General features: G+C 63.4%; 23 protein-coding genes. 16 read left to right on the top strand and 7 right to left on the bottom strand.

Features of this window, described 5'->3' with window-relative positions:
- Positions 1-135: 135 nt before the first annotated feature.
- A complete protein-coding gene (locus tag NKI59_RS00680; protein ID WP_023677570.1) occupies positions 136-600 on the bottom strand; it encodes an Lrp/AsnC ligand binding domain-containing protein in 465 nt (154 codons plus the stop codon).
- Between the two features lie 170 nt (positions 601-770).
- Between NKI59_RS00680 and NKI59_RS00675 the strand changes: the two genes are divergently transcribed.
- Positions 771-1,784: a 1-aminocyclopropane-1-carboxylate deaminase gene (locus tag NKI59_RS00675; RefSeq protein ID WP_023677571.1), complete on the top strand. Its 1,014-nt coding sequence runs from the start codon at positions 771-773 to the stop codon at positions 1,782-1,784.
- Between the two features lie 2 nt (positions 1,785-1,786).
- On the opposite strand, the gene NKI59_RS00670 is transcribed toward NKI59_RS00675, so the two are convergent.
- Positions 1,787-2,554, bottom strand: a complete 768-nt coding sequence (locus NKI59_RS00670) for an alpha/beta hydrolase (RefSeq protein ID WP_352701712.1) — start codon at positions 2,552-2,554, stop codon at positions 1,787-1,789.
- A 215-nt stretch (positions 2,555-2,769) separates the two neighbouring features.
- On the opposite strand from NKI59_RS00670, the gene infC reads away from it, so the two are divergent.
- From infC to NKI59_RS00635, 7 genes are all read left to right on the top strand, one after another.
- A complete protein-coding gene (infC, locus tag NKI59_RS00665) occupies positions 2,770-3,306 on the top strand; it encodes a translation initiation factor IF-3 (RefSeq protein WP_023677573.1) in 537 nt (178 codons plus the stop codon).
- Positions 3,307-3,508: 202 nt separating this feature from the next.
- Positions 3,509-4,150 (top strand): methyltransferase family protein, encoded by a 642-nt coding sequence (locus NKI59_RS00660; RefSeq protein WP_352697215.1) that lies wholly within the window; start codon positions 3,509-3,511, stop codon positions 4,148-4,150.
- A 191-nt stretch (positions 4,151-4,341) separates the two neighbouring features.
- On the top strand, positions 4,342-4,545 hold the full coding sequence (gene rpmI, locus NKI59_RS00655; RefSeq protein WP_006201248.1) for a 50S ribosomal protein L35: 204 nt from the start codon (positions 4,342-4,344) through the stop codon (positions 4,543-4,545).
- A 147-nt stretch (positions 4,546-4,692) separates the two neighbouring features.
- Positions 4,693-5,094, top strand: coding sequence for a 50S ribosomal protein L20 (rplT, locus tag NKI59_RS00650; RefSeq protein ID WP_006201247.1), 402 nt, complete (start codon positions 4,693-4,695; stop codon positions 5,092-5,094).
- 96 nt (positions 5,095-5,190) lie between these two features.
- The gene (gene pheS, locus NKI59_RS00645) at positions 5,191-6,276 is read left to right on the top strand and encodes a phenylalanine--tRNA ligase subunit alpha (RefSeq protein ID WP_352663440.1); all 1,086 of its coding nucleotides are present in this window, start codon (positions 5,191-5,193) and stop codon (positions 6,274-6,276) included.
- 106 nt (positions 6,277-6,382) lie between these two features.
- A complete protein-coding gene (gene pheT / locus NKI59_RS00640) occupies positions 6,383-8,791 on the top strand; it encodes a phenylalanine--tRNA ligase subunit beta (protein ID WP_352701709.1) in 2,409 nt (802 codons plus the stop codon).
- 37 nt (positions 8,792-8,828) lie between these two features.
- A complete protein-coding gene (locus NKI59_RS00635; RefSeq protein ID WP_352701707.1) occupies positions 8,829-9,431 on the top strand; it encodes a nucleotidyltransferase family protein in 603 nt (200 codons plus the stop codon).
- A 270-nt stretch (positions 9,432-9,701) separates the two neighbouring features.
- Here NKI59_RS00635 and NKI59_RS00630 read toward each other — a convergent pair whose 3' ends face one another.
- Complete coding sequence (locus NKI59_RS00630) at positions 9,702-10,697, bottom strand: aldo/keto reductase (protein WP_352568464.1); 996 nt, start codon at positions 10,695-10,697, stop codon at positions 9,702-9,704.
- Between the two features lie 105 nt (positions 10,698-10,802).
- On the opposite strand from NKI59_RS00630, the gene NKI59_RS00625 reads away from it, so the two are divergent.
- The 5 genes from NKI59_RS00625 to NKI59_RS00605 all read left to right on the top strand — a co-directional run bounded on the left by NKI59_RS00625 (position 10,803) and on the right by NKI59_RS00605 (position 15,825).
- Positions 10,803-11,693 (top strand): LysR family transcriptional regulator, encoded by an 891-nt coding sequence (locus NKI59_RS00625; RefSeq protein ID WP_352701705.1) that lies wholly within the window; start codon positions 10,803-10,805, stop codon positions 11,691-11,693.
- 59 nt (positions 11,694-11,752) lie between these two features.
- Positions 11,753-12,331 carry a cytochrome b gene (locus tag NKI59_RS00620; protein ID WP_352701703.1) on the top strand — a complete coding sequence of 193 codons (579 nt, stop codon included), beginning with the start codon at positions 11,753-11,755 and terminating at the stop codon, positions 12,329-12,331.
- A 68-nt stretch (positions 12,332-12,399) separates the two neighbouring features.
- Positions 12,400-12,975 carry a YceI family protein gene (locus NKI59_RS00615; protein ID WP_352701701.1) on the top strand — a complete coding sequence of 192 codons (576 nt, stop codon included), beginning with the start codon at positions 12,400-12,402 and terminating at the stop codon, positions 12,973-12,975.
- Between the two features lie 146 nt (positions 12,976-13,121).
- Positions 13,122-14,108, top strand: a complete 987-nt coding sequence (locus NKI59_RS00610; RefSeq protein ID WP_352701698.1) for a Gfo/Idh/MocA family protein — start codon at positions 13,122-13,124, stop codon at positions 14,106-14,108.
- A 58-nt stretch (positions 14,109-14,166) separates the two neighbouring features.
- Positions 14,167-15,825, top strand: coding sequence for an FAD-binding dehydrogenase (locus NKI59_RS00605; protein WP_352634875.1), 1,659 nt, complete (start codon positions 14,167-14,169; stop codon positions 15,823-15,825).
- 164 nt (positions 15,826-15,989) lie between these two features.
- Here NKI59_RS00605 and NKI59_RS00600 read toward each other — a convergent pair whose 3' ends face one another.
- Complete coding sequence (locus NKI59_RS00600) at positions 15,990-16,736, bottom strand: GntR family transcriptional regulator (RefSeq protein ID WP_023677587.1); 747 nt, start codon at positions 16,734-16,736, stop codon at positions 15,990-15,992.
- Between the two features lie 99 nt (positions 16,737-16,835).
- Between NKI59_RS00600 and NKI59_RS00595 the strand changes: the two genes are divergently transcribed.
- From NKI59_RS00595 to NKI59_RS00585, 3 genes are all read left to right on the top strand, one after another.
- The gene (locus NKI59_RS00595) at positions 16,836-17,390 is read left to right on the top strand and encodes an autotransporter (RefSeq protein ID WP_352701696.1); all 555 of its coding nucleotides are present in this window, start codon (positions 16,836-16,838) and stop codon (positions 17,388-17,390) included.
- Positions 17,391-17,549: 159 nt separating this feature from the next.
- The gene (locus NKI59_RS00590) at positions 17,550-18,335 is read left to right on the top strand and encodes a DUF899 domain-containing protein (RefSeq protein WP_023677589.1); all 786 of its coding nucleotides are present in this window, start codon (positions 17,550-17,552) and stop codon (positions 18,333-18,335) included.
- 94 nt (positions 18,336-18,429) lie between these two features.
- Complete coding sequence (locus NKI59_RS00585) at positions 18,430-18,696, top strand: hypothetical protein (RefSeq protein WP_352701693.1); 267 nt, start codon at positions 18,430-18,432, stop codon at positions 18,694-18,696.
- A 46-nt stretch (positions 18,697-18,742) separates the two neighbouring features.
- On the opposite strand, the gene NKI59_RS00580 is transcribed toward NKI59_RS00585, so the two are convergent.
- From NKI59_RS00580 to NKI59_RS00570, 3 genes are all read right to left on the bottom strand, one after another.
- Positions 18,743-19,681: an alpha/beta hydrolase gene (locus NKI59_RS00580; protein WP_352590827.1), complete on the bottom strand. Its 939-nt coding sequence runs from the start codon at positions 19,679-19,681 to the stop codon at positions 18,743-18,745.
- A gap of 216 nt (positions 19,682-19,897) precedes the next feature.
- Entirely contained in the window at positions 19,898-20,680 is a 783-nt protein-coding gene (locus NKI59_RS00575; protein ID WP_352451620.1) for a carnitinyl-CoA dehydratase, read from the bottom strand.
- Positions 20,673-22,751: an acetate--CoA ligase family protein gene (locus tag NKI59_RS00570; RefSeq protein ID WP_352620661.1), complete on the bottom strand. Its 2,079-nt coding sequence runs from the start codon at positions 22,749-22,751 to the stop codon at positions 20,673-20,675. The genes NKI59_RS00575 and NKI59_RS00570 overlap by 8 nt, the downstream gene beginning before the upstream one ends.
- Between the last annotated feature and the right edge of the window lie 146 nt (positions 22,752-22,897).

Here is a 22,897-nt window from a genome sequence, read left to right as displayed (position 1 = left end):
TTTTTGAGCATTTCGAGGAAAAGAGCAGTCAGGCCCCGTAAGGGGGCAATGCCGCCGACGGTTCTGTAGTGAAAATCCAGCGCCGATCGCGTCTGCTGGCTGAGTGCAATGGTTTGACGCTTCGAAGCCGTCCGTTCAAAAATCCAGAGGCGCATTGTCGACGACCTCTTTCATCACGAAGAAGGTTCTGGTCTGGCGAACGCCAGGCAGTGCGATCAATTGGTCCCCGTGGATTCGGTTGAAATCCGCCATGTCACCAACCCTGATCTTCAGAAAATAATCGAAGTCGCCTGCCACCAGATGGCAGTCGAGGATGAATTTCAGCTTGGCGACGGCCTTTTCGAATTCCGCGAAACTCTCCGGGGTCGAACGGTCGAGTACGACGCCAACCATCACCAACGCGCCTCTGTCGACCTTCTGCGGGGTCACCATCGACCTGACATGGCTGATGTAGCCTTCATCGAACAGGCGTTGCGTCCGGCGGTGGCACGTCGCCGGGCTAACAGCGACCGACTGCGCCAGCTCCGCATTGGTCAGTCGCCCATTGCCCTGGAGCAGGCGCAACATTTTCAGGTCGATCCGGTCGAGCGCTGCGCGCATGAAAGATTCTTCCGTTATTCGGATTAAGAATCGAATATATATGACATTTCAATGCCATGAAGCGATATTTTGGATATTCTGGGCTCGATCTTTGAGAGCACATTTCAAGGCAGAGCTGATAGTGTTCATCGCACCACACCGCAATGAATGGAACAAGCGAGGGCACTCTCATGCTCGAGAAATTCGAACGTTATCCGCTCACATTCGGGCCGACCCATATCGAGAAACTGGAGCGGCTTGGTGGTCATCTCGGCGGGAAGGTCGATCTCTATGCCAAGCGGGAGGATTGCAATTCCGGCCTTGCCTTCGGTGGCAATAAACTGCGCAAGCTCGAATATATCGTCCCGGACGCGATCGCCTCAAACGCCGACACACTGGTGTCGATCGGCGGCGTCCAATCCAACCATACGCGCATGGTGGCGGCCGTCGCGGCGAAGATCGGCATGAAGTGCCGCCTCGTGCAGGAAAGCTGGGTGCCCCACGAGGACGCCGTCTACGATCGCGTCGGCAATATCCTTTTGAGCCGGATCATGGGCGCTGATGTCCAGATGGTCGATGAGGGTTTCGACATCGGGATTAGGGAAAGCTGGGAACAGGCAATCGCGGATGTGAAGGCCAAGGGTGGCAAACCCTATCCAATTCCGGCCGGGGCTTCGGTACACAAATATGGCGGCCTGGGCTATGTCGGCTTTGCCGAGGAGGTCCGCGCGCAGGAGAAGGAGCTCGGCTTTGCCTTCGACTACATCGTCGTTTGTACCGTCACCGGTTCGACTCACGCCGGCATGCTGGTCGGCTTCGCCAAGGACGGCCGCGAGCGCAAGGTGATCGGCATCGACGCATCCTGCACCCCGGCGCAGACCAAGGCGCAAGTGCTCAAGATCGCGCAGAGCACCGCGACGCTGGTCGAACTCGGCAAGGAGCTCGATGAGAACGATGTCGTCCTGATCGAAGATTATGCCTATCCGGTCTACGGCGTCCCCTCGCAGGAGACGAAGGAAGCAATCCGTCTCTGCGCGCGTCTTGAAGGCATGATCACGGATCCGGTCTATGAGGGAAAATCCATGCAGGGCATGATCGATCTCGTGAGCAAGGGTTATTTTCCCAAGGGATCGAAAGTGCTCTACGCCCACCTTGGCGGCGCTCCGGCCATCAACGGATATGCTTATGCGTTCCGCAACGGCTGAATCTATCCCGCCTGCCGCACCATGGCGTCCACCGCCCGCACCAGCATGTCGAGATCCTGCGGCCGCGACAGGCGGTGGTCGCCGTCGGGAATGAGCGACAGCGTGACGTCGTCGGCCGGCAGCAGGCTGACCAGCTTCAACGCATGGCTCGACGGCACGTCGGGATCGGCAAGGCCTTGCAGGATGTGGACCGGACAGTGCGTGTCGATCGGCCCGGTCATCACCCGGTTGTTGCGGCCGTCCTCGATCAGCGCGCGCGTGTAGATGTAAGGCTCGGCTGAATAGTCCGACGGCTCCTCGAAAAAGCCCTTTTTCCTGAGGTCGCGCTTTTGCGCTCCGGTCAGCACCGGCTCGATCAGTTCAGCGGTGAAATCGGGCGCCGGGGCCAGCAGCACAAGACCTGCGATGCTGTTTTCGCCCGCCTTGCGCAATTCCTGCACCATGCGCAGCGCGATCCAGGCGCCCATCGAGGAGCCGACCAGGATCTGCCTGCCCTGGGTGAAGCGGCGGAAAGCCGCCAGGCTCTCGCCCAGCCATTTCGAGATGGTGCCGTCGGCAAAGGCGCCACCCGATTCGCCGTGGCCGGAATAATCGTGGCGCAGAAAGGCGCGACCTTCTTTGCGCGCCCATTCCGACAGCGTTTCGGCCTTGGTGCCCAGCATGTCGGATTTGTAGCCGCCGAGCCAGACGATGCCGGGCTCGGCACCTGCCGCATGCCTGACGGCGATGCTCGTCCCGTCGACGTCCAGGAAGATCGGGGTGGTGGTCATGGTGTATTCCCTCACGCCGGTCTTTTGGCACAAGCGGGGGTTCAACGAAAAGTGCTCCGCCACTTTCTTCGCTTGGTGCAGAGGAGCATTCCATCGAGCAGGTGATTTCCTGAGAATGCTGTGCTATTGACTCCGACCGCGCGCTCACCACATTGCGCGTTCGCAATTCTGAACTGAAGAACCCCTTAACGAAACGGCTCAAGGAGACCACGACCATTCGCAGACCTTTCAAAGCAGCGGCGCCCACCAAGGAAGGCCCGCGCTCCAACCGTGACATCCGGGTTCCCCGGGTCCAGCTAATCGACGCCGAAGGCCAGAACCGCGGCGATGTCTCCATCAACGATGCATTGCTGCTCGCCGAAGAGGCGGGGCTCGATCTGGTCGAGATATCGCCCAATGCAGTGCCGCCCGTCGTAAAGATCCTCGATCTCGGCAAGCTGAAATACGCCAACCAGAAGAAGGCGGCCGAGGCGCGCAAGAACCAGAAGGTCATCGAGATCAAGGAGATCAAGATGCGCCCGAACATCGACAGCCACGACTATGAGACCAAGATGAAGGCCGTCCGGCGCTTTTTCGAGGAAGGCGACAAGGTCAAGCTGACATTGCGCTTCCGCGGTCGCGAGATGGCGCATATGGAACTCGGCATGCAGCTTCTGAACAAGGTTCGCGAGGAAGTGGCGCCCATCGCCAAGGTCGAAGCCGAACCGAAGCTCGAAGGCCGCCAGATGATGATGGTGCTGGCGCCCCGCTAAAGCGCGTTGCGCTTTAGTTCTGTTTTGTGCATGTCGTTGTCGCAAAACCGCTGCGCACTTTTGGGCGACGTGCATAAAATCCGCCTGAATCATGTTGCAAGGCGTCCCGGCGATCGGCGGGGCGCCTGTTTTCTTGGCCAGACGCTGCGATCGCCGGCGAGAGCAAAGACGCTCTGGTTCCCTCGACGATCGGATTCCCGACATGGTCAATGAAGTCAAGCATTCGGAAGCCAGATATGGACTGGGCAGCTATCAGCACACGCGCAGGATGGTACTTGCCGTTCTGATCGTGGTGATGTTTGCGGCGCTGCTGTTCGGCCAGTCGGTTTTCCCGCCCGATACGCCAGTGCATGAAACGATCGAAATGGTCGGCGTCGTGCTGATCTTTCTCGGCGTCGTCGGACGCTTGTGGTCGACGCTCTACATCGGTGGACGCAAATCCTCAGAAGTGGTGACCGGCGGACCGTATTCGATTACGCGCAACCCACTCTACCTTTTCTCCACTTTAGCTGCCGCCGGTGTCGGCGCACAGATCGGCTCCATCTCCGCCACGATCGGCTTTGGAGCGCTCTGCGCGGGTGCCTTTTACATCGTTATCCTGCGCGAGGAGAAATTCCTCAAGCAGGTTCTCGGCGCGCCATACCAGGCCTACCTGGCGAAAGTGCCGCGCTTCTTCCCGAAACTATCGCTGTATCAGGAAGGCGACACCGGCAGCTTCAAGCCGCGCCTGCTGCGAACCACGCTGCTGGACGGTCTGGTCTTCCTGGTTGCCTTGCCGGCTTTCGAACTGATCGACGGCGCCCAGCAGTCCGGCATATTGCCGGTGCTGTTCCGTTTCCCCTGAGTGCAGTGTTGCTGAGTACAGTGTTGCTGGGCACGGGGTGTTGCGCGCCAGCCCGCTTTGACGTATAGGACCGCCGTTCCCAAAAAACCGCCCGGCAGGGCATGCCGTGGCGGTTTCATTTGCTTTTCGGGCTTTGGTCGGCCTGAAGCGAACAAAAAGCGCATTGGTGCGCATATAAACGGAGTAGCAAAATGCCCAAGATGAAGACCAAATCGGCCGCCAAGAAGCGGTTCAAGATCACAGGTACGGGTAAAGTTCTGTCGGCTGCGGCCGGCAAGCGTCACGGCATGATCAAGCGTTCCAACAAGTTCATTCGAAATGCCCGCGGCACGATGGTTCTGGCTGAACCGGATGGCAAGAAGGTCATCAAGAATTTTCTGCCGAACGGCCTCTAGGGCATGATGCCAAAAAGTTGCAGACTTTTTGGAAACATCATGCGCCAAAATAAGAGCATTCGGTCTGGGCACGCATTTGTTTTACGCAATTCCGAACGGAAAACCGCCAGGCACTTTTCCTGGAATTGCTTTTAAGGAGATCATGACATGGCACGCGTAAAGAGAGGCGTCACCTCGCACGCCAAGCACAAGAAGGTCCTGAAAGCCGCCAAGGGTTTTTACGGCCGTCGCAAGAACACCATCCGCATCGCCAAGCAGGCGGTGGAAAAGTCGCTGCAGTACGCCTATCGCGACCGCAAGAACCGCAAGCGCTCGTTCCGCGCGCTGTGGATCCAGCGCATCAATGCGGCGACGCATGAGCATGGCCTGACCTACGGCCGTTTCATCGACGGTCTCAACAAGGCCGGCATCGAGATCGATCGCAAGATCCTGTCGGACATGGCCATCCACGAGCCGCAGGCCTTCGCCGCACTCGTGGCCAAGGCCAAGGTCGCGCTCGAATACCTGAAGAATACCACGCCGAATGCTTTTGAAAGCGCTGTCGCTTAAGACCAGCGCTTCCCAAGCTATTCGACACTTGATTTGGGAAACCCGCGCTGGCAGGGCTGGCGCGGGTTTTTCTTTGCTTCCAATCGGATCTGGAACATGAGTGACATGGAAACTCTCGAAAATTCCCTGATGGCCGAGATCGCCTCGGCCGCCGACGAGCAGGCGATCGAGGCGGTGCGTGTCTCTGCCCTTGGCAAGAAGGGCTCGGTTTCCGAGATGCTGAAGACACTCGGCTCGATGAGCGCCGAGGAGCGACAGGTCAAAGGCCCGGCAATCAACGGCCTTAAGAACCGCGTCACCGAGGCACTTTCGGCGCGCCGCGCCGAGCTGAAAGATGTGGCGATCACGGCACGGCTTGCCGCCGAGAAGGTCGACGTCAGCTTGCCGGTCAGGCAATCGCCGGCCGAGCGCGGCCGCATCCATCCGATCAGCCAGGTTATCGACGAGATCGCGGCGATTTTCGGCGATCTCGGCTTTGCCATCGCCGAAGGTCCGGACATCGAGACCGACTATTACAATTTCACCTCGCTGAACTTCCCGGAAGGCCACCCGGCGCGCGAGATGCACGACACCTTCTTCTTCCAGCCGGACGCGCAGGGCGAGCGCAAGCTTTTGCGCACCCACACCTCGCCGGTGCAGATCCGCACCATGGAGATGCAGAAGCCGCCGATCCGCATCGTCATTCCCGGCAAGACCTACCGGCAGGATTCCGATGCCACCCACTCGCCGATGTTCCATCAGGTCGAGGGGCTGGTGATCGACAAATCGGCCAACGTCGCCAACATGAAATGGGTGCTGGAGGAGTTCTGCAAGGCCTTCTTCGAAGTGCCGAGCGTCAAGATGCGCTTCCGGCCGTCCTTCTTCCCGTTCACCGAGCCCAGCCTCGAGGTCGACATCCAGTGCGACCGTTCGCGGCCCGGCGAGGTGCGCTTCGGCGAGGGCTCGGACTGGATGGAGATCCTCGGCTGCGGCATGGTCCACCCCAATGTGCTCCGTTACGGCGGGCTCGATCCCGACGAATACCAGGGCTTCGCCTGGGGCATGGGCATCGACCGCATCGCCATGTTGAAATACGGCATGCCGGATCTGCGCGCCTTCTTCGACGCCGATGTGCGCTGGCTGTCGCATTACGGTTTTAGGCCGCTTGACATGCCGACGCTGTTCGGGGGCTTGAGCGCGTGACGACCGGGCCGCAGCAAATCCGCGGGCAGCTCGCCTTCCTGCACATGTCCGACGCGCGGCCGCATAGCTTCAAGTGCAGCGTGCCCAGACCAGACGGAACACAGTCATGAAACTCACCCTCTCCTGGCTCAAGGATCATCTCGAGACCGACGCCTCGCTGGCGGAAATCGTCGAGCGTCTCACCTCGATCGGCCTCGAGGTCGAGCATGTCGACGACCGGGCGAGCCTGGCTCCCTTCGTCATCGCCAAGGTGGTGACGGCGGTCCAGCATCCCGACGCCGACCGGCTTCGCGTGCTGACCGTCGACACCGGCGACGGCAAGCCGCCGGTGCAGGTCGTGTGTGGAGCGCCGAACGCCCGCGCGGGCCTGGTCGGCGCCTTTGCAGCACCGGGCACCTATATTCCCGGCATCGACGTGACGCTGACCGTCGGCAAGATCCGCGGCGTTGAAAGCCACGGCATGATGTGCTCCGAGCGCGAGCTCGAATTGTCCGAGGAGCATGACGGCATCATCGACCTTCCGGCCGATGCGCCGGTCGGTACCAGCTTCGCCGCCTATGCCCATCTCGACGACCCGCTGATCGAGATCAATCTGACGCCGAACCGGCCGGATGCGACCAGTGTCCATGGCATCGCCCGCGATCTGGCGGCGAGCGGGCTCGGCACGCTGAAGAGCGCGCCGATAGAGCCGATCCCCGGCAAGGGCGAGACGCCGGTCAAGGTGACGATCGAAGCGCCGGAGCTCTGTCCCGGCTTTGCGCTGCGCCTGGTGCGCGGCGTCAAGAACGGACCGTCGCCGAAATGGCTGCAGCAAAGGCTTCTCGCCATCGGCTTGAGGCCGATCAGCGCGCTCGTCGATATCACCAATTACGTCACCTTCGACCGCGGCCGGCCGCTGCATGTCTTCGACGCTGCGAAGGTCACCGGCAATCTCGCCGTGCGCCGGGCGCGTGATGGCGAAAAGGTGCTGTCGCTCGACGGCCGCGAATACACGCTGACGCCGGAGATGTGCGTCATCGCCGACCAGGACGGCATCGAATCGATTGCCGGCATCATGGGCGGCGAGCATTCCGGCTGCGACGAGAACACCACCGACGTGCTGATCGAGTCGGCGCTTTGGGACCCGATCACCACCGCCCGCACCGGCCGCGCGCTCGGCATCATCACCGACGCACGCTACCGCTTCGAGCGTGGCGTCGACCCGGAAATGATGGTTCCCGGCTTGGAGCTGGCAACGAAGCTGGTGCTCGATTTCTGCGGCGGTACGCCGGCGCAAACCGAAGTCGTCGGCTATGCCGGCCATCAGCCGAAGATCGTCTCGTTCCCATTGTCGGAAGTGAAGCGGCTGACCGGCATCGAAGTGCCGCGCGCGACGAGCCTCGACATTCTAGCCCGCCTCGGCTTCAAGCCGGAGGGCACGGGCGATGTCGTCAATGTGGCGGTCCCGTCCTGGCGGCCGGATGTCGACGGCAAGGCCGACCTGGTCGAGGAGGTCATGCGCATCCACGGCGTCGACAATATCGCGCCGCAGCCGCTTGGTTCGCACGATGCGGTCAACGCCAGGATCCTGACTGTGCTGCAGATCCGCACCCGCGCCGCCAAGCGGGCGCTTGCCGTGCGCGGCATGATGGAGGCCGTCACCTGGTCGTTCGTTCCGGCAAAACACGCCGAATTGTTCGGCGGCGGCCAGCAGGCGCTGAAGCTTGCCAACCCGATCGCCGCCGATATGTCGGACATGCGGCCGTCGCTGCTGCCGGGGCTGATTGCGGCAGCACAGCGCAATGCCGACAGGGGCATCGGCGATGTCGCGCTGTTCGAAGTGTCGGGCACTTACGAGGGCGACGGCGCCGACCAGCAGCGGCGTGTTGCCGCCGGCGTGCGGCGCGGCACCGCCAGGCTCGAGGGCTCCGGCCGCCATTGGGCCGGCAATGCCGGCGCCGTCGGCGTCTTCGATGCCAAGGCCGATGCGATCGCAGCACTCGAAGCCTGCGGCGCGCCGGTCGAGCGGCTGCAGATCGAGGCTGGCGGCCCGGCCTGGTATCATCCCGGCCGCTCCGGCACGATCAAGCTTGGGCCGAAGGTAATCCTTGGCACGTTTGGCGAGTTCCACCCGAAGACGCTGGAGGGGCTGGACGTCTCCGGCCCGCTCTGCGGCTTCGAAGTGTTCATCGATACCGTGCCTGAGCCGAAGGCCAAGCCGACGCGAACAAAGCCGAGGCTGGATCTGTCCGCCTTCCAGGCGGTCAAGCGCGATTTCGCCTTCGTCGTCGACAAGGCGGTCGAAGCCGGCACACTCGTTCGCGCCGCCCTTGCCGCCGACCGAAAGCTGATTTCCGGCGTCTCGGTGTTCGATGTTTTCGAGGGTGCAGCGCTCGGCGCGGCGAAGAAATCGATCGCTATCGAAGTGTCGATCCAGCCGGTCGAAAAGACGCTGACCGACGACGATTTCGAGGCGCTGGCCAAGCGCATCGTCGAGAATGTCGGCAAGCAGACCGGCGGCGTGCTGCGCGGCTGAGCTTGCGGACATATGGCGAATCGCCCTCCAAAGGGCGATGGACCATCTGCGCTATTCAGGGCTGCCCTTTGAGGAACAGCGAGCAGTCTTTCTCGATATCGTCTCAGCCGATCCGCTGGTCAGTGAGACGCTGTCGCGGGTACGCGGTCTCGACCTCCCCGACTGGCTGGTCGTTTCCGGCGCGCTTTACAACAGCGTCTGGAATCATCTGACCGGAAAGCCCTCGGGGTACGGCATCCGGGATGTCGACCTGTTCTATTTCGATGAGAGCGATCTGTCCTATGAAGCCGAGGACACGGTCATCCGCCGGGCGGCGAAGCAGTTTGAAGGACTGACGCTGCCGGTCGAAGTGCGCAACCAGGCGCGGGTGCATCTGTGGTTTGAGGCGCGCTTTGGCGGTTCCTATCCCAGACTGTCGTCGTCCGCCGAGGCGCTGTCCTATTTCGCTTCGAAAACCCATGCGGTCGGGGTTAGATTCGGCACCGATGGGCAACTCGCGCCCGTGGCGCCGTTCGGGCTCGACGACATCTTCTCGTTTCGCGTTACCCCGAACCGTACACTGGATAATCGGCAGACGCACGAGATGAAGGGCGCGCGTGCCAGGGAGAACTGGCCGGAGATCAGTGTCGTGCCTTGGTAGGAAATGTCGGCGCGAGGCACCCCCCTCTGCCCTGCCAGGCATCTCCCCCTCAAGGGGGGAGATCGGATGTCGCCTCGGCTTTCGCCAATCACCGGCGCCGGAAGGGCGGGCAGGGCGCGGGAACTGCCAATCTCCCCCCTTGAGGGGGAGATGTCCGGCAGGACAGAGGGGGGTGCCTCGCGCCGAGGTCTCACAACGCTTTGCATCGCACCGTATTAGTCAAAAAGGGGTGCCGAAACGCCCCGTTTCGATTAGGCCGTCGATTGCCGTTCACCCGTTAACCAGCGCCAGCAGCTCCTCGGTATAGCGCTTGCCGACCACCTTTTCCGGCGACAGGGCGTCGCCGATGGATGCCACCTCGGCCTGGCTCAGCACGATATCGGCTGCCGCCGTATTCTGCTCCAGATGGCGCATTTTTCGCGCACCAGGGATCGGGACAATGAAGTCGCCCTGATGCAGCACCCAGGCGAGCGCCAGCTGCGCCGGCGTCACGCCCTTCCCGGCGGCCATCTTTTCCAGCACGGCGACGACCGCCGCATTGGCCGCCATGGCGTCGGCCTGGAAGCGCGGCAACCCGCGGCGCCAGTCGTCGGCGCCGAGAACATCGGGCTTGGCGATCGTGCCGGTGAGCAGGCCGCGGCCGAGCGGGCTATAGGGGACAAAGCCGATGCCGAGCTCGCGGCAGACGGCAAACACTTCCCCCTCCGGATCGCGGCTCCACAGTGAATACTCGCTCTGCACGGCGGCGATCGGGTGCACGGCATGCGCCCGGCGGATGGTCGCCGCACTCGCCTCCGACAGGCCGAGCGCCCGCACCTTGCCCTCGCGCACCAGCTCGGCCATGGCGCCGACCGTATCCTCGATCGGCACGTTGGGGTCGACGCGGTGCTGGTAATAGAGATCGATCACCTCCGTATCCAACCGCTTCAATGACGCTTCGGCCACCGCCTTGACATGCTCCGGGCGGCTATCGACACCGGCCATGCGCTCCATGCCGCTGCCTTCTTCGAGGATCTTGAAGCCGAATTTGGTTGCGATCGTCACCTTGTCACGCACCGGCTTCAGCGCCTTGCCGACCAGGATCTCGTTCTCGTAAGGGCCATAGACCTCGGCCGTGTCGAAGAAATTGACCCCGATCTCGACGGCATGGCGCAGCGTGGCAATCGCCTCCGCCTCCGGCTGGCCACCATAGGCAAAGCTCATCCCCATGCAGCCGAGGCCGACCGGGTAGACGTCAAGTTTATTGCCAAGCTTGCGGGTTTGCATCACGTGTCTCCTTGTTGTGATGGTTGTGATGCCGCAGAGATAGCGTCTTGCACTGAGTTCGATAATCGGCTCTCATGTGTACGGGCTGTTCCAAGAAATAGATCAATGCAGCGAACCCATCTTTCACAGCTCGCGGTGCTGGCAACCGTCGCCCAGTGCGGCAGTTTTCGTGGCGCCGCCAAGGAACTGGCAATCGCGCCATCGGCGGTCAGCCATGCGGTGTCCAGCCTGGAAGCGTGTCTTGGCGTTCGCCTGCTGGCGCGCAGCACGCGCAGCGTCGCTCCGACCGAGGAGGGCGCGCAACTGCTCGAGCGCCTCAGGCCGGCGCTGTCGGAAATCGACCTGGCGCTGGAATCGGCGATCGAGGCGCGCGACCGGCCGGCGGGCAATCTCCGGCTGACCGTGCCGCGCACCGCCGCCCACCTGGCGCTGACGCCAAGGCTCGGCGCCTTTGCTGCTGCCTATCCCGACATCGTGCTGGAGATCGTCATCGAGGACCGCTTCACCGACGTCGTCGAGGGCGGCTTCGATGCCGGTGTGCGACTGGGCGAGAGCCTGCAACGCGACATGATCGCGGTGCGCATCGGACCAGACCTTCGCGGCGCCGTGGTCGGCGCGCCATCCTATTTCGAGACCGTGCCCAAGCCGCAGCATCCGCACGATCTCGCCGCTCACCGCTGCATCCGTTTCCGCTTTTCCAGCGGCGTTCTCTACCGCTGGGAATTCGAGCAAAACAGCGAGGAGATCGAGATACCGGTGCAAGGGCCGCTGATCCTCGACGAGGACCATCTGATTGCCAACGCCGCGGTCGACGGCGCCGGGCTCGCCTTCGTGTTCGAGGACTATGTCCGCGACGCGCTCGCCGCCGGCAAGCTCGTTCGCGTGCTGGAGGACTGGTGCCCGCGCTTCGACGGCTTCTTCGTCTATTACCCCAGCCGCCGCCAGATGCGGCCGGCGCTCAGGGCCTTTGTCGATTTTTTCAAGGTCGGCGAGTAAGCCAACCCTACACAGGGGTGAGGGTGGAAGAAAGCCGACCTGGCATTCGTTCACCGACCATGTCAGCACTGCCCAAAAACCAGACGGCCGGCTACGGCTGGACGGCGATCATCCTTCACTGGCTGATCGCGGCGCTCTTTATCGGCCAGTTCGTGCTCGGCTTCGTCATGGTGCGGCTGTCCAGCCAGCGCACCGCCTTCGAGCTGATCCAGCTGCATAAATCCTTCGGCTTCCTGCTGCTTGGACTGGTCATCCTGCGCATCGCCTGGCGCCTTGGCAGACCGGCCCCGCCGCTGCCGCGCTCGGTCGGCCCGTTCGAGCGCCGGATGGCGCCGCTGGTCCATCTCGCGCTTTATGCGTTTCAGCTCGCTCTGCCGTTGTCCGGTTGGGCGCTGGTCTCGGTCTCGGTGCTGGAGATCCCGAGCGTGCCGTTCAATCTGTTCGTCATGCCCAATCTGCCGCTCGGTGAATCGGACACGGCAGAAAGCTTCTGGGCAGCGACGCACTGGTATCTCGCCTATGCCGGCATCGGACTTGTCGCTTTGCATCTCGCCGCAGCGCTGCGCCATCATTTCTGGCTGAGGGATACCGTGCTGACGCGCATGATCAAGGCTTCGTCACATCACGACAGGGAATAGAGCGGACCGCTCATTCGTTGATGGGGCGAGGACGCAAGAAAGCGTTGCCTGCCAAGAGGACCATTTCCATGTACGCGCGCATCTTCGGATTTGCGGCCGCCGCCGCTTGTTTTGCCATGCCTGTTTTCGCCGCCGTTGCCCTCGGCGACGCGGCCGGCAGCTACATCATCCGCCCGGGGAGTTCCAGCATCCACTTCTCCATCGGCAAGCTCGGCGGCGGCGGGCTCGACGGCGCTTTCTCCCGCTTCAAGGGCAGTATCCTCATCGACAACAGCGATGTCGGCCGGTCCCAGGTCAATTTCACCATCTTCCCCGAAAGCGTCGGTACCGGCCAAAGCCGCATCGATGCCTTTCTCCGCTCGGACGCAGTCTTCGACGCGGCCAACAATCCGGAGATCCAGTTCCGTTCGACCAGCGTCAAACGGACCGGCGACACGTCAGCCCTTGTCACCGGCCGGCTGACGGCGCGCGGCAAGACCTTTCAGGAAAAGTTCACGGCCGATCTCGGTGGCCTCAAGGCGGGTACGATAAAATTCCACGTCACCGGCAAGGTGCTGCGGTCGCGCTACGGCATGGATGTCGGCACGCCGATTTATTCCAACGTCGTCGACTTCGACATGACGCTGACCGGCAAGCGGGGATAGCCTTTGCAGGACCCAGGTTCCGCAAGGGCAGCGCCGGCATCCGGACAAGCCGCAGATGATCGCCCTGTTCGCCGCCATGCTCCTGCATTGGCTTTTCCGCCGATTTCAGGCAAACCTCCAGGCCTGCAATCGAGAGGAGAAATCTGATGTTCCGATGGGGTGTTTTGTCGACGGCCAAGATCGGCCGCGAGCAGCTTTTGCCGGCAATCGTCGAGGCGGAGAACGGCGTGCTGTCCGCGATTGCCAGCCGCGATCTGTCGAAAGCGCGGGCGCTGGGCGAACGCTTCGGTGCGCGCCACGCGTTCGGCTCCTATGAGGAGCTGCTCGCCTCCAGCGACATCGACGGCGTCTACATTCCGCTGCCGACCTCGCAGCATGTCGAATGGACGGCCAAGGCGATCGAGGCCGGCAAGCATGTCCTGGTCGAAAAACCGCTGGCGCTCGATGCCAAGGACATTCCGCCGCTGATCAAGCTGCGCGATGCCAGGAAGGTGCTGGTCTGCGAAGCCTTCATGGTCGTCTACCATCCGCAGTGGATCAAGGTGCGCGACCTGATCGCCAACGGCGCCATCGGCCGGCTGCGCCATGTCCAGGGCGCGTTCTCCTATTACAATGTCGACCCCAACAACATGCGCAACAAGCTCGATCTCGGCGGCGGCGCGCTGCCCGACATCGGCGTCTATCCGACGGTATCGACGCGCTTTTCGACCGGCAAGGAGCCTCTGCGCGTCCAGGCGACGATCGAGCGCGACAAGACATTCGGCACCGACATCTATTCCTCGATCCGCGCCGATTTCGGCGACTTCGAGCTGTCGTTTTACCTGTCGACGCAGATGGCGGCACGCCAGGTGATGGTCTTGCACGGCGAGAAGGGCTTCATCGAGGTGTTCTCACCGTTCAACGCCGGGCTCTACGACCATCACCGCGTCGAGCTGCACAACCAGAACCACAGCGAGGCGCAGGTGTTCCGCTTTCCCGGCACGCAGCAATACCGGCTGGAAGTCGAGGCCTTTGCGCGGGCGGCCCAGGGCGGCAAGGACCGCGTCTTCACTCTGGAAGAATCGGTGCTCAACCAGAAGGTCATCGATGCCATCTTCCGCGCCGGCGAGAAGGAAGGCTGGGAAACAGTCTAGGCCGGCCATGATCCCAAAAAGTGGGGACCGGTTTTTGGACAAGATCATGGCCAAATAGATGTCCGACGATGCGGATGTGATCATTGTCGGCGCCGGCCTTACCGGCCTTGTCGCTGCGGCCGAACTGACTGCGGCCGGCAAGAAGACCATCATCGTCGAGCAGGAGCCGGAACAGTCGCTTGGCGGCCAGGCATTCTGGTCGCTCGGCGGCATCTTCCTTGTCGATTCGCCCGAACAACGGCGCATGCGCATCCGCGATTCGTATGAGCTGGCGCTCGAGGACTGGCTGGGCACCGCAGCCTTCGACCGCACGGAAGATCTCTGGCCGCGCCGCTGGGCCGAGGCCTATCTCGGCTTCGCCGCCGGCGAGAAGCGCTCCTGGCTCATGCAGCGCGGCCTGAAATTCTTTCCGGTGGTCGGCTGGGCCGAGCGCGGCGGCGGCAATGCCGTCGGCCACGGCAATTCGGTGCCGCGCTTCCACATCACCTGGGGCACCGGCCCTGGCGTGCTCGAACCGTTCGCGCAGCGCGTACGCGAGGCCGAGAAGCGCGGGCTGATCCGCTTCAAATTCCGTCACCGGGTCAACGAATTGACGCGGACGGGCGGCGTCGTCGACGGCGTGCGCGGCGACCTATTGGCGGCGAGCGATGCCGAGCGCGGCCGCAAGAGCTCGCGCGAGATCACCGGCGATTTCGAGCTGAAGGCGCAGGCCGTCATCGTCGCCTCCGGCGGCATCGGCGCCAATCACCAGCTGGTCCGGGAGAATTGGCCGAAGCGGATGGGCGCGCCGCCGAAACGCATGATCACTGGCGTTCCCGATCATGTCGACGGCCGCATGCTGGCGATCGCCGAAGCCGCCGGCGGCCGGCTGATCAACCGCGACCGCATGTGGCACTATGTCGAGGGCGTCAGGAACTGGGCACCGATCTGGACCGATCATGCGATCCGCATCCTGCCCGGCCCGTCATCGCTGTGGCTCGATGCGCGCGGCAAGCGCCTGCCGGTCCCGCTCTATCCCGGCTTCGACACGTTGGCCACGCTCAGCCACATCATGAGCACCGGCTTCGATCATTCCTGGTTCATCCTGACCAAAAAGATCATCCAGAAGGAGTTCGCGCTGTCGGGCTCCGAGCAGAACCCCGATCTGACGGGGAAGAGCTGGCGCCAGGTGCTCGGCCGCGCCACCAGCGGCGTGCCCGCGCCGGTCAAGGCGTTCATGGAGAAGGGCGAGGATTTCATCGTCGAGCCTGATTTGCCGGCGCTGGTCGCCCGCATGAACGCAGTGGCCGGCGGCGAGCCGCTGCTCGAACTGGCGCAGGTTGAGCGCGAAATCCGCGCCCGCGACCGGCAGCTCGACAATCCGTTCTCCAAGGACATGCAGATTACTGCGTTGCGCGGCGCGCGAGCCTATCTCGGCGACCGGCTGATCCGCACGGCTAGGCCGCACAAGCTGCTCGATCCCGCCAATGGCCCGCTGATTGCCGTCAGGCTCAGCATCTTGACCCGCAAGACGCTCGGTGGGCTGGAGACTGACCTCGACAGCCGCGTGCTGGGCGCCGGCGGCCAACCAGTCGAGGGGCTGTACGCGGCGGGCGAGGCCGCCGGTTTCGGCGGCGGCGGCATGCACGGCTATGCGGCGCTCGAAGGCACGTTTCTCGGCGGCTGCATCTTTTCCGGCCGCAGTGCCGGACGGGCGGCGGCACGCGCGGTGGGGTGAAACAAGGCCCGCCGGCGGCCGTTGCGCCAAGGTGGCGATTGCACCGAATGGCCAACTTCCCTTAGAGCATTTTGCAGCCAAAATGGAATCATTTGGCGTCCGCATAAATGCGGCAAAACAGATGGTTAGAGCGGGTTACCGGTTCCAGGAGAACCGGAACCGCTCTAGGCGAAGGGCTGCAAATTGACGTCTTGAAGCTTGGAACCGGCAAGCAAAGCCTCGAGCACCTGCTTCTTGAGAGACAGGCACTGCGAACGGGCAAGTTTGACGATGGCGGAAACCTCGCCTGCCTCGCAGGCAAGGACCAGCTCCTTTTGCTGGGCGATGATCAACTGGGTGAAGTCGCGGGACTTGAAGCCGAGGTGGAGAACCCGCGCCGACTGGTCGAGTATCTGGTCCAGGAGATGCGCCAGTCGTAAATTTCCCGAGAGCTCCGCAAGGGCCAGACGAAAGGCACGGTCGGCCGCAAGAAAGGCAACGTGGCTGCGTAGCGTCTCCGGCTTCAGCACTTTTTGCGCTGCCAGCCTGACATCCTCGAGCCCGCGCTCGGTCATGTTCGATGCCGCCACCCTGAACACTTCCGGCTCGATCAAGCTGCGGACATCGAAGATCTCGTTGACATCCCGCAGGCTGAGCGTAGCAACGACGTAGCCGCGGCGCGGCTCGCTCCTGACCAGTCCTTCCTGCATCAGTCGGGCCAGCGCCGCGCGGATGGTCGCCTTTTTGATCTGGTATCGATCACCGATCTGTTTCTCCGTCAGCGCTTCGCCGGGGCGCAACACGCAGGCAATGATGTCGTTCCTCAGCTGCTCATATGCCTGTTCCCTGCGAAGGACGTCGGCGGCTGACAGTGCTGTCGCCTCGACCGTGGCCGGCCTTGCCGGTTCGGCGGTCAACTTCGTCGTTTTCATATTCTGTCCGTCTGGCTGTCCGGTTGACGCTGGCATCAGCATTCGGTAGCGTGAGCATCTCAGATTGATAATCTGAGCATCTCAGGGAGGATAACTGATATGCCTTTACCCGCCAACTCGCCTCTCTACGCCGCTGCCGATGATATCGTCAATGCCGCGAAGGGGCCAGGTCCCCTCGAAGCGGTAAGGACGGTCCTGGGCGACTACACCAACCGCTTTCACGCATCGGGAACACTCGCTCACGAAGAAGACGACGACGAGGTGCTTCTGCATGCGAGTCCGAACCTGACGATCTATCACATCACTCTGTCGCCCGGCCTGCAGTACCCGCCTCACAACCACCTGATGGATGCCTTGATCGGCATCTACAAGGGCAGCGAGACGAACTTCATCTATCCCGTTGCCGGCAGCGAACTCGATGTTCCCGAAAGGCAGGACATCGCAGCGCCTGCCGTGGTGCACATGGCGTCAAATACCGTGCATGCGGTTGCGAATACGGGCGGTGCGCGATCGGGTGCGCTGCATGTCTACCTCGGCGATCTCACACGAACCCACCGGCAGCTGTGGAGTCCGGACAGCAACCACGCCGAGCCGTTTGACAATGACCGCTATCTGGCCGGCGCTCGGCCCATTCAGCAGTCCGGGCACGAATGAGCGCAGGGGCGTCGCGGGCGGCGAAATTGGCCGTGATCAGCGGACCCGTCGGAATCGCGTCACACTTGTCACTCTCGCCAATCCGCTATCGCCCCTATCCTGGCTCACGACCCAACACGTCGCGCCGGTGCGGCGACAAACCAGCAAGGGAGATGCACAATGACGGCACATCAGAATGGCACAGGCGAGCAGACGACGCGGCTCGCGATGAAGACACCACCGGTCGTTTCGCCTGACGCGTGGGAGGCCGCGCGCCAGCAGTTGCTCGTGAAGGAGAAGACTGTGACCCGGGCTCGCGACGCACTGGCCGCCGAGCGCCGGCGGATGCCGTGGATGGCGGTGGAGAAGACCTATACGTTCGAGGGCCCCGACGGAAAGGTGAGCCTGCTCGACCTGTTCGAGGGCCGCCGTCAGCTGATCGTCTACCGCGCCTTCTTCGAGCCCGGCGTATTCGGCTGGCCCGACCACGCTTGCCGCGGCTGCTCGCTGGGGGCGGACCAGGTCGGCAATCTTGCCCATCTGAACGCCCGCGACACCACGCTTGCCTACGCCTCGCGCGCACCGCAGGCCGACATTGCGCGGCTGAAGGCGCGGATGGACTGGAAGATGCCCTGGTACACCATCACCGACAGCTTCGATGCCGATTTCGGCGTTGACGAATGGCACGGCCACAACGTGTTCATCCGCGACGGTGATCGCGTGTTCCGTACCTACTTCATTAACAACCGCGGCGACGAGGCGATGGGGACCGTATGGAGCTATCTCGACCTGTCGCCGCTCGGCCGCCAGGAGGTTTGGGAGGATTCGCCCGAGGGCTATCCGCAGACGCCGACGTACAAGTGGTGGAACTGGCACGACAATTACGGCGCCGAAGCCGTTCCCGACAAAAAGTGGGTCGAGGTGTCGGACGCCGGAGAGGCCGCGTTCCGGAACCGCACTGAATAGAACGTCTTTGGCGTCGCGCAAATGCGGCCAGGACAATTGGAGGAGCGGGATGCACGGTTCGACCGCATCCCGCTCGCTATGCAGGACAACGGACATGAGCGAGATTCATGCAGGCGGATCCACCGGCGATGCGAGCCCGGCCGGCGATAGTGCAGCCGATTGGCTGTCCTTTGCGGCCGCGCCGACCTTCGCAACCATGGCGCTGCTGACGCTTCTCGGCGGCGTGCCGGACATGATGTGCTCGACCGGGCAAGAGGCGTCACCGCTGGGCGGCATGGTCCCGATGTACCTGCTGATGAGCGGCTTTCATTTAGGACCTTGGCTGAAGCAGGTTTCCGGCCGGCGACGCCGCCGCAAATAGAGCTGTACCGGCCGACAAAGGCCCGTTCTGGTCGGGAAGACATCCCTCACCAGATCCACTCGCCCCTTCCCAAAACCGCTACCGCATCGACAATCCGGGTAAAGCTCGAGCGGGCGCGGCCGGCCGTGTGCCTGGCGCGCAAATAGCCATGCACCAGCCCCGGCTCCTCGAGCCACCAGGCGCGCCCGCCCGCGGCAACGATGCGGTCGCGATAGGCTTCGCCGTCCGACGACAGCGGGTCGCATTCAGCGGTGATCACGACGGTGGGCGGAAGATTGGCGAACTCGGCGTCGGCGAGCGGCCACAGAGTGAGATCGCCGGTGCGATCGTCGCCACCGGTCCTGATGTCCCTGTAGAAAACGAGGTCGCGCGCGGTAAGCATCGGCGCCTCCGCGTGGGTGACGTAGGAACCGGCGGAGCTGTCGCCGCCAAGGCCGGGATAGACCAGAATCTGGCCGATCGGCTTGCGCGCATGGCCGCGCGTTGCGTGACTGACAGCGGCGGCGAGATTGCCGCCGGCACTGTCGCCGCAGAGCAGGACAGGACGCTCGTAAGTCGCCGCCGCCCATTCGAAGGCGCTGATGGCGTCGTCGAAGGCGGCCGGATGAAGGTGCTCAGGCGCCAGCCGGTAGTCGACCGAAACCACTTCATAGCCGGTGCGGCCGCAAAGCTCGGCGCAGAGGTCGTCGTGGCTGTCGAGCCCGCCGAGGATAAAACCGCCGCCATGGAAATAAAGCACCATCGCCGAAGCTTCCGGCGCCGGGGCGCGGTAGACGCGGATCGGAATGTGCCAGGGTGTGGCAATGGCGGTGGTTTCCGCCGTGACGCCTTGGGGATAGCCGGCAAAGAACTCGCGGCACATCCGGTTGTAGATCTCGCGCTGCTCGGCGATGGTGTAGTCGATCGTATCGGGCGGATAATAAGAATTGGTCCGCTCGATGAAGGCCCAGGTCTCGGCGTCGATGAGGGTTTTGTAGTCGGTCATGGGCGCTGAATGGATCGCAATGAATCCGCCTGAACACCCTCCTCTGGCCTGCCGGCCATCTTCCCCTCAAGTGGGGAGATCGGCAGCTTCGGCGAAACCGCCTTTTCTCCGGCGTCGACAATTGGCGAAAGCGATGATGACATCCAATCTCCCCCCTTGAGGGGGAGATGTCCGGCAGGACAGAGGGGGGTGAGCGCCATCATTCCTGCAATACCACTACTTCCCCTTCCACACCGGATCGCGCTTCTCGGCAAAGGCGCGAAAGCCCTCGAGATTGTCCTCCGAGCCGTAGAGTGCGTCAACCGTCGACAGTTGCCGGCGCGTCACCCGGTTCATCGCGTCCTGGAAAGTCAGCGATTCTGCGACCCGGGCCGTCTCCTTGATCGCGGCGAAGACCAGCGGCGGGCCGCTGGCGAGCAGCCGCGCGATCTCCCAGACGCGGTCCTCCAGTCTTTCCTTGGGCAGCACCTCGTTGACCAGGCCCCATCGATGCGCCTCGGCGACATCCATCCAGCGGCCGGTGAGCAGAAGGTCCATGGCGACATGGTAGGGGATGCGCTTCGGCAGCTTGATCGTCGCCGCATCGGCAAGCGTGCCGGCGCGGATTTCGGGCAGCGCGAAGGAGGAGTGATCCGATGCATAGATGAGGTCGCAGGATAGCGCCAGTTCGAAGCCGCCGCCGACCGCCATGCCGTTGACGCAGGCGATCACCGGCTTGTTGAGATCGCGCAGTTCCTGCAGCCCGCCGAAGCCGCCGACGCCGTAGTCGCCGTCGACCGCGTCGCCGCCGGCCGCGGCCTTCAGGTCCCAGCCGGCGCAGAAGAACTTGTCACCGGCGGTCTTGACGATGGCGACGCGCAAGTCGGGATCGTCGCGAAACGCCTTGAAAGTCTCGCCCATCAGCCGCGACGTCTTCAGGTCGATGGCATTGGCCTTGGGCCGGTCGAGCGTGACTTCGAGGACAGCGCCTTCGCGGCGGGTCGAAATGATTTCAGACATTCTTCTTGTCTCCAAGCACCAGCAGCGCATCGGCGATCCAGGCGCCCTTGCCTTCGGTGCAGACGATCAGCGGATTGATGTCGAGTTCCTCGATCTCGCCGGCGTTTTGCTGCACGAAAGCGGCAATGCCCGATATCGCATCGATTGCCGCTGCGACATCGGCCTTCGGCCGACCGCGATAGCCGTCGAGCAGCGGGAACAGTTTCAGCCCGCGCAAAGCGGCCTCGATATCGTCGCGGGTCGCCGGCAGCATCAGCGTGACGCTGTCGCGCAACAGCTCGACCAGCACGCCGCCGGTGCCGAGCGTCATCACCGCGCCGAACATCGGGTCGCGGGTGAAGCCGACGAGCAGCTCGGCGACGCCGTCGCGCACCATGCGCTCGACATAAAGGCCCGTGCCGAGCGGGCCGAGATCGTGGGCGGCGGTGCTGACGGATTCGGCATCCCTCAAATTGAGCCGGACCGCGTCGAGCTCGGACTTGTGGATGACACCAAGGGCCTTCAGCGCCACCGGGAAGCCGAGCGCCATCGAGGAGATGACAGCTTCGACCGCGTTGCCGGCGCGCTCGCCCTTCGGCACGGGGAGCCCGGCCTCAATGAGCCGCGCCTTCGCCTCGGCCTCGTCCGGCGTGACATGGTCGCCGACCGGCGCGCCGGACGCCGAAGTGTCGATCGGCTGCGCCTGCGGCTCGCGCCAGGCCCAGCCGATGAAGGCCGCCGCCTGGGCGGCGTCCATGGCTTCGGAGATGCCGAACAGCGGCACCATGCCCCGCGCCATCAGGCCGGCAGTGTATTCCTCGGGCAGGTTCTCCGGCAGCGAGGAGACGATCGCGCCTTGCGCGCTGTTGGTCTTCAGCGCCACTTCGAAGGCGCGCAGCGTCGCCCACCAGTCGGTGTCCGAGCAGCGGTCGGGGCGCGGGAAATCGAGCACCAGCATGTTGAGGTCGAAGCCGCCCGACACCATCGCGGTGAAGGTGGCGGTCATCGCCGGCTCGTTGTTCCAGATGAAGGTGTGGTAGTCGAGCGGGTTGGCCACCGCGACCAGCGGCCCGAGCGTCGATTTGACATGCGCGCGGTGCTCGGGGGTGAGTGGCGGAAACGTCACCCAGCGGCCTTCGGCGCTGTCGGCCATCACCGACGCCTCGCCGCCCGAACAGCTCATCGACGACAGCCGGTAGCCGGGCAGGGGGCCGGTGACGTGCAGCAGCTTGAGCGCCTCGATGAAGGCCGGGATCGAATCGATGCGGGCGATGCCGAGCCGCTTCAGGAAGGCGCCGGACGCTGCGTCCGAGCCGGCCAGCGACGCGGTATGGGAAACGGTCGCCTGCCGCGCCTGCTCGGAGCGGCCGACCTTCATGGCGATGACAGGCTTTTTCAGCTCGCGCGCCCGTGCCGCCAGCCTTTCGAAGCCGGCTACCGAATCGAAAGCCTCGATATGCAAGCCGAGCGCGGTGACACGGTCGTCCTCGATCAGGCCGAGCGCCATTTCGGAAAGCCCGGTCTGCGCCTGGTTGCCGGCGGTCATCAGAAAGGCGATCGGCAGGCCGCGCTTCTGCATCGTCATATTGATGGCGATGTTCGACGACTGGGTGATGATGGCAACGCCGCGACCGCCTTCTGGCAGCCTGATGCCGCCATGCTGGTCGGGCCACAAAAGCGCGCCGTCGGCATAGTTGATGAGCCCGTAGCAGTTCGGCCCGATGATTGGCATTTGGCCCGCCGCCGCGACCAGCTCGGCCTGCAGCCGCTCGCCGTCCTCGTCATAGGCCTCGGTTTCGAGGAAGCCGGCGGCGAAGCAGACCGCACCGCCGGCGCCGCGCTCGGCCAGTGCCTTGACCACTTCGATGGTCAAGTGCCGGTTGACGCCGACGAAAGCGGCATCCGGCGCACCGGGCAATTCGGCCACCGAGCGATAGGCCTTGCGGCCGGCGACCTCGGCCTTGCTCGGATGCACCGGCCAGATCTCGCCGGCAAAGCCCATCTTGATCGATTGCGCGACGACGGCGGCAGCCTGCGCGCCACCGAAGACCGCGATTGTCCGCGGGCGCAAAAGGCGCTCAAGTTTGTGCATGAACACCCTCCTCTGCCCTGCCCTCTTTGCCAAAACTTGGCATCTCCCCCTCAAGGGGGGAGATTGGCAGTTGGGCCGCCGGCCCCAGGCATGCAACGGCAATAACTGGCGAAATCAGGAATGGCGGCCGATCTCCCCCCTTGAGG

Source organism: Mesorhizobium sp. M0598, from assembly GCF_040320865.1.
Taxonomy (GTDB): domain Bacteria; phylum Pseudomonadota; class Alphaproteobacteria; order Rhizobiales; family Rhizobiaceae; genus Mesorhizobium.
This window is presented reverse-complemented; position numbering and strand designations above follow the sequence as displayed.

Excerpts from the sequence above, each read along its gene's own strand:
- NKI59_RS00625 (WP_352701705.1), top strand. The coding sequence starts at position 10,803 with ATGCAGCGAACCCATCTTTCACAGCTCGCGGTGCTGGCAACCGTCGCC.
- pheS (WP_352663440.1), top strand. The coding sequence starts at position 5,191 with ATGAGTGACATGGAAACTCTCGAAAATTCCCTGATGGCCGAGATCGCC.
- NKI59_RS00605 (WP_352634875.1), top strand. The coding sequence starts at position 14,167 with ATGTCCGACGATGCGGATGTGATCATTGTCGGCGCCGGCCTTACCGGC.
- NKI59_RS00620 (WP_352701703.1), top strand. The coding sequence starts at position 11,753 with ATGTCAGCACTGCCCAAAAACCAGACGGCCGGCTACGGCTGGACGGCG.
- NKI59_RS00660 (WP_352697215.1), top strand. The coding sequence starts at position 3,509 with ATGGTCAATGAAGTCAAGCATTCGGAAGCCAGATATGGACTGGGCAGC.
- pheT (WP_352701709.1), top strand. The coding sequence starts at position 6,383 with ATGAAACTCACCCTCTCCTGGCTCAAGGATCATCTCGAGACCGACGCC.
- NKI59_RS00610 (WP_352701698.1), top strand. The coding sequence starts at position 13,122 with ATGTTCCGATGGGGTGTTTTGTCGACGGCCAAGATCGGCCGCGAGCAG.
- NKI59_RS00575 (WP_352451620.1), bottom strand. The coding sequence starts at position 20,680 with ATGTCTGAAATCATTTCGACCCGCCGCGAAGGCGCTGTCCTCGAAGTC.
- rplT (WP_006201247.1), top strand. The coding sequence starts at position 4,693 with ATGGCACGCGTAAAGAGAGGCGTCACCTCGCACGCCAAGCACAAGAAG.
- NKI59_RS00630 (WP_352568464.1), bottom strand. The coding sequence starts at position 10,697 with ATGCAAACCCGCAAGCTTGGCAATAAACTTGACGTCTACCCGGTCGGC.
- NKI59_RS00615 (WP_352701701.1), top strand. The coding sequence starts at position 12,400 with ATGTACGCGCGCATCTTCGGATTTGCGGCCGCCGCCGCTTGTTTTGCC.
- NKI59_RS00570 (WP_352620661.1), bottom strand. The coding sequence starts at position 22,751 with ATGCACAAACTTGAGCGCCTTTTGCGCCCGCGGACAATCGCGGTCTTC.
- NKI59_RS00595 (WP_352701696.1), top strand. The coding sequence starts at position 16,836 with ATGCCTTTACCCGCCAACTCGCCTCTCTACGCCGCTGCCGATGATATC.
- NKI59_RS00680 (WP_023677570.1), bottom strand. The coding sequence starts at position 600 with ATGCGCGCAGCGCTCGACCGGATCGACCTGAAAATGTTGCGCCTGCTC.
- NKI59_RS00585 (WP_352701693.1), top strand. The coding sequence starts at position 18,430 with ATGAGCGAGATTCATGCAGGCGGATCCACCGGCGATGCGAGCCCGGCC.
- NKI59_RS00675 (WP_023677571.1), top strand. The coding sequence starts at position 771 with ATGCTCGAGAAATTCGAACGTTATCCGCTCACATTCGGGCCGACCCAT.
- NKI59_RS00600 (WP_023677587.1), bottom strand. The coding sequence starts at position 16,736 with ATGAAAACGACGAAGTTGACCGCCGAACCGGCAAGGCCGGCCACGGTC.
- NKI59_RS00580 (WP_352590827.1), bottom strand. The coding sequence starts at position 19,681 with ATGACCGACTACAAAACCCTCATCGACGCCGAGACCTGGGCCTTCATC.
- NKI59_RS00670 (WP_352701712.1), bottom strand. The coding sequence starts at position 2,554 with ATGACCACCACCCCGATCTTCCTGGACGTCGACGGGACGAGCATCGCC.
- NKI59_RS00590 (WP_023677589.1), top strand. The coding sequence starts at position 17,550 with ATGACGGCACATCAGAATGGCACAGGCGAGCAGACGACGCGGCTCGCG.
- NKI59_RS00635 (WP_352701707.1), top strand. The coding sequence starts at position 8,829 with ATGGACCATCTGCGCTATTCAGGGCTGCCCTTTGAGGAACAGCGAGCA.
- rpmI (WP_006201248.1), top strand. The coding sequence starts at position 4,342 with ATGCCCAAGATGAAGACCAAATCGGCCGCCAAGAAGCGGTTCAAGATC.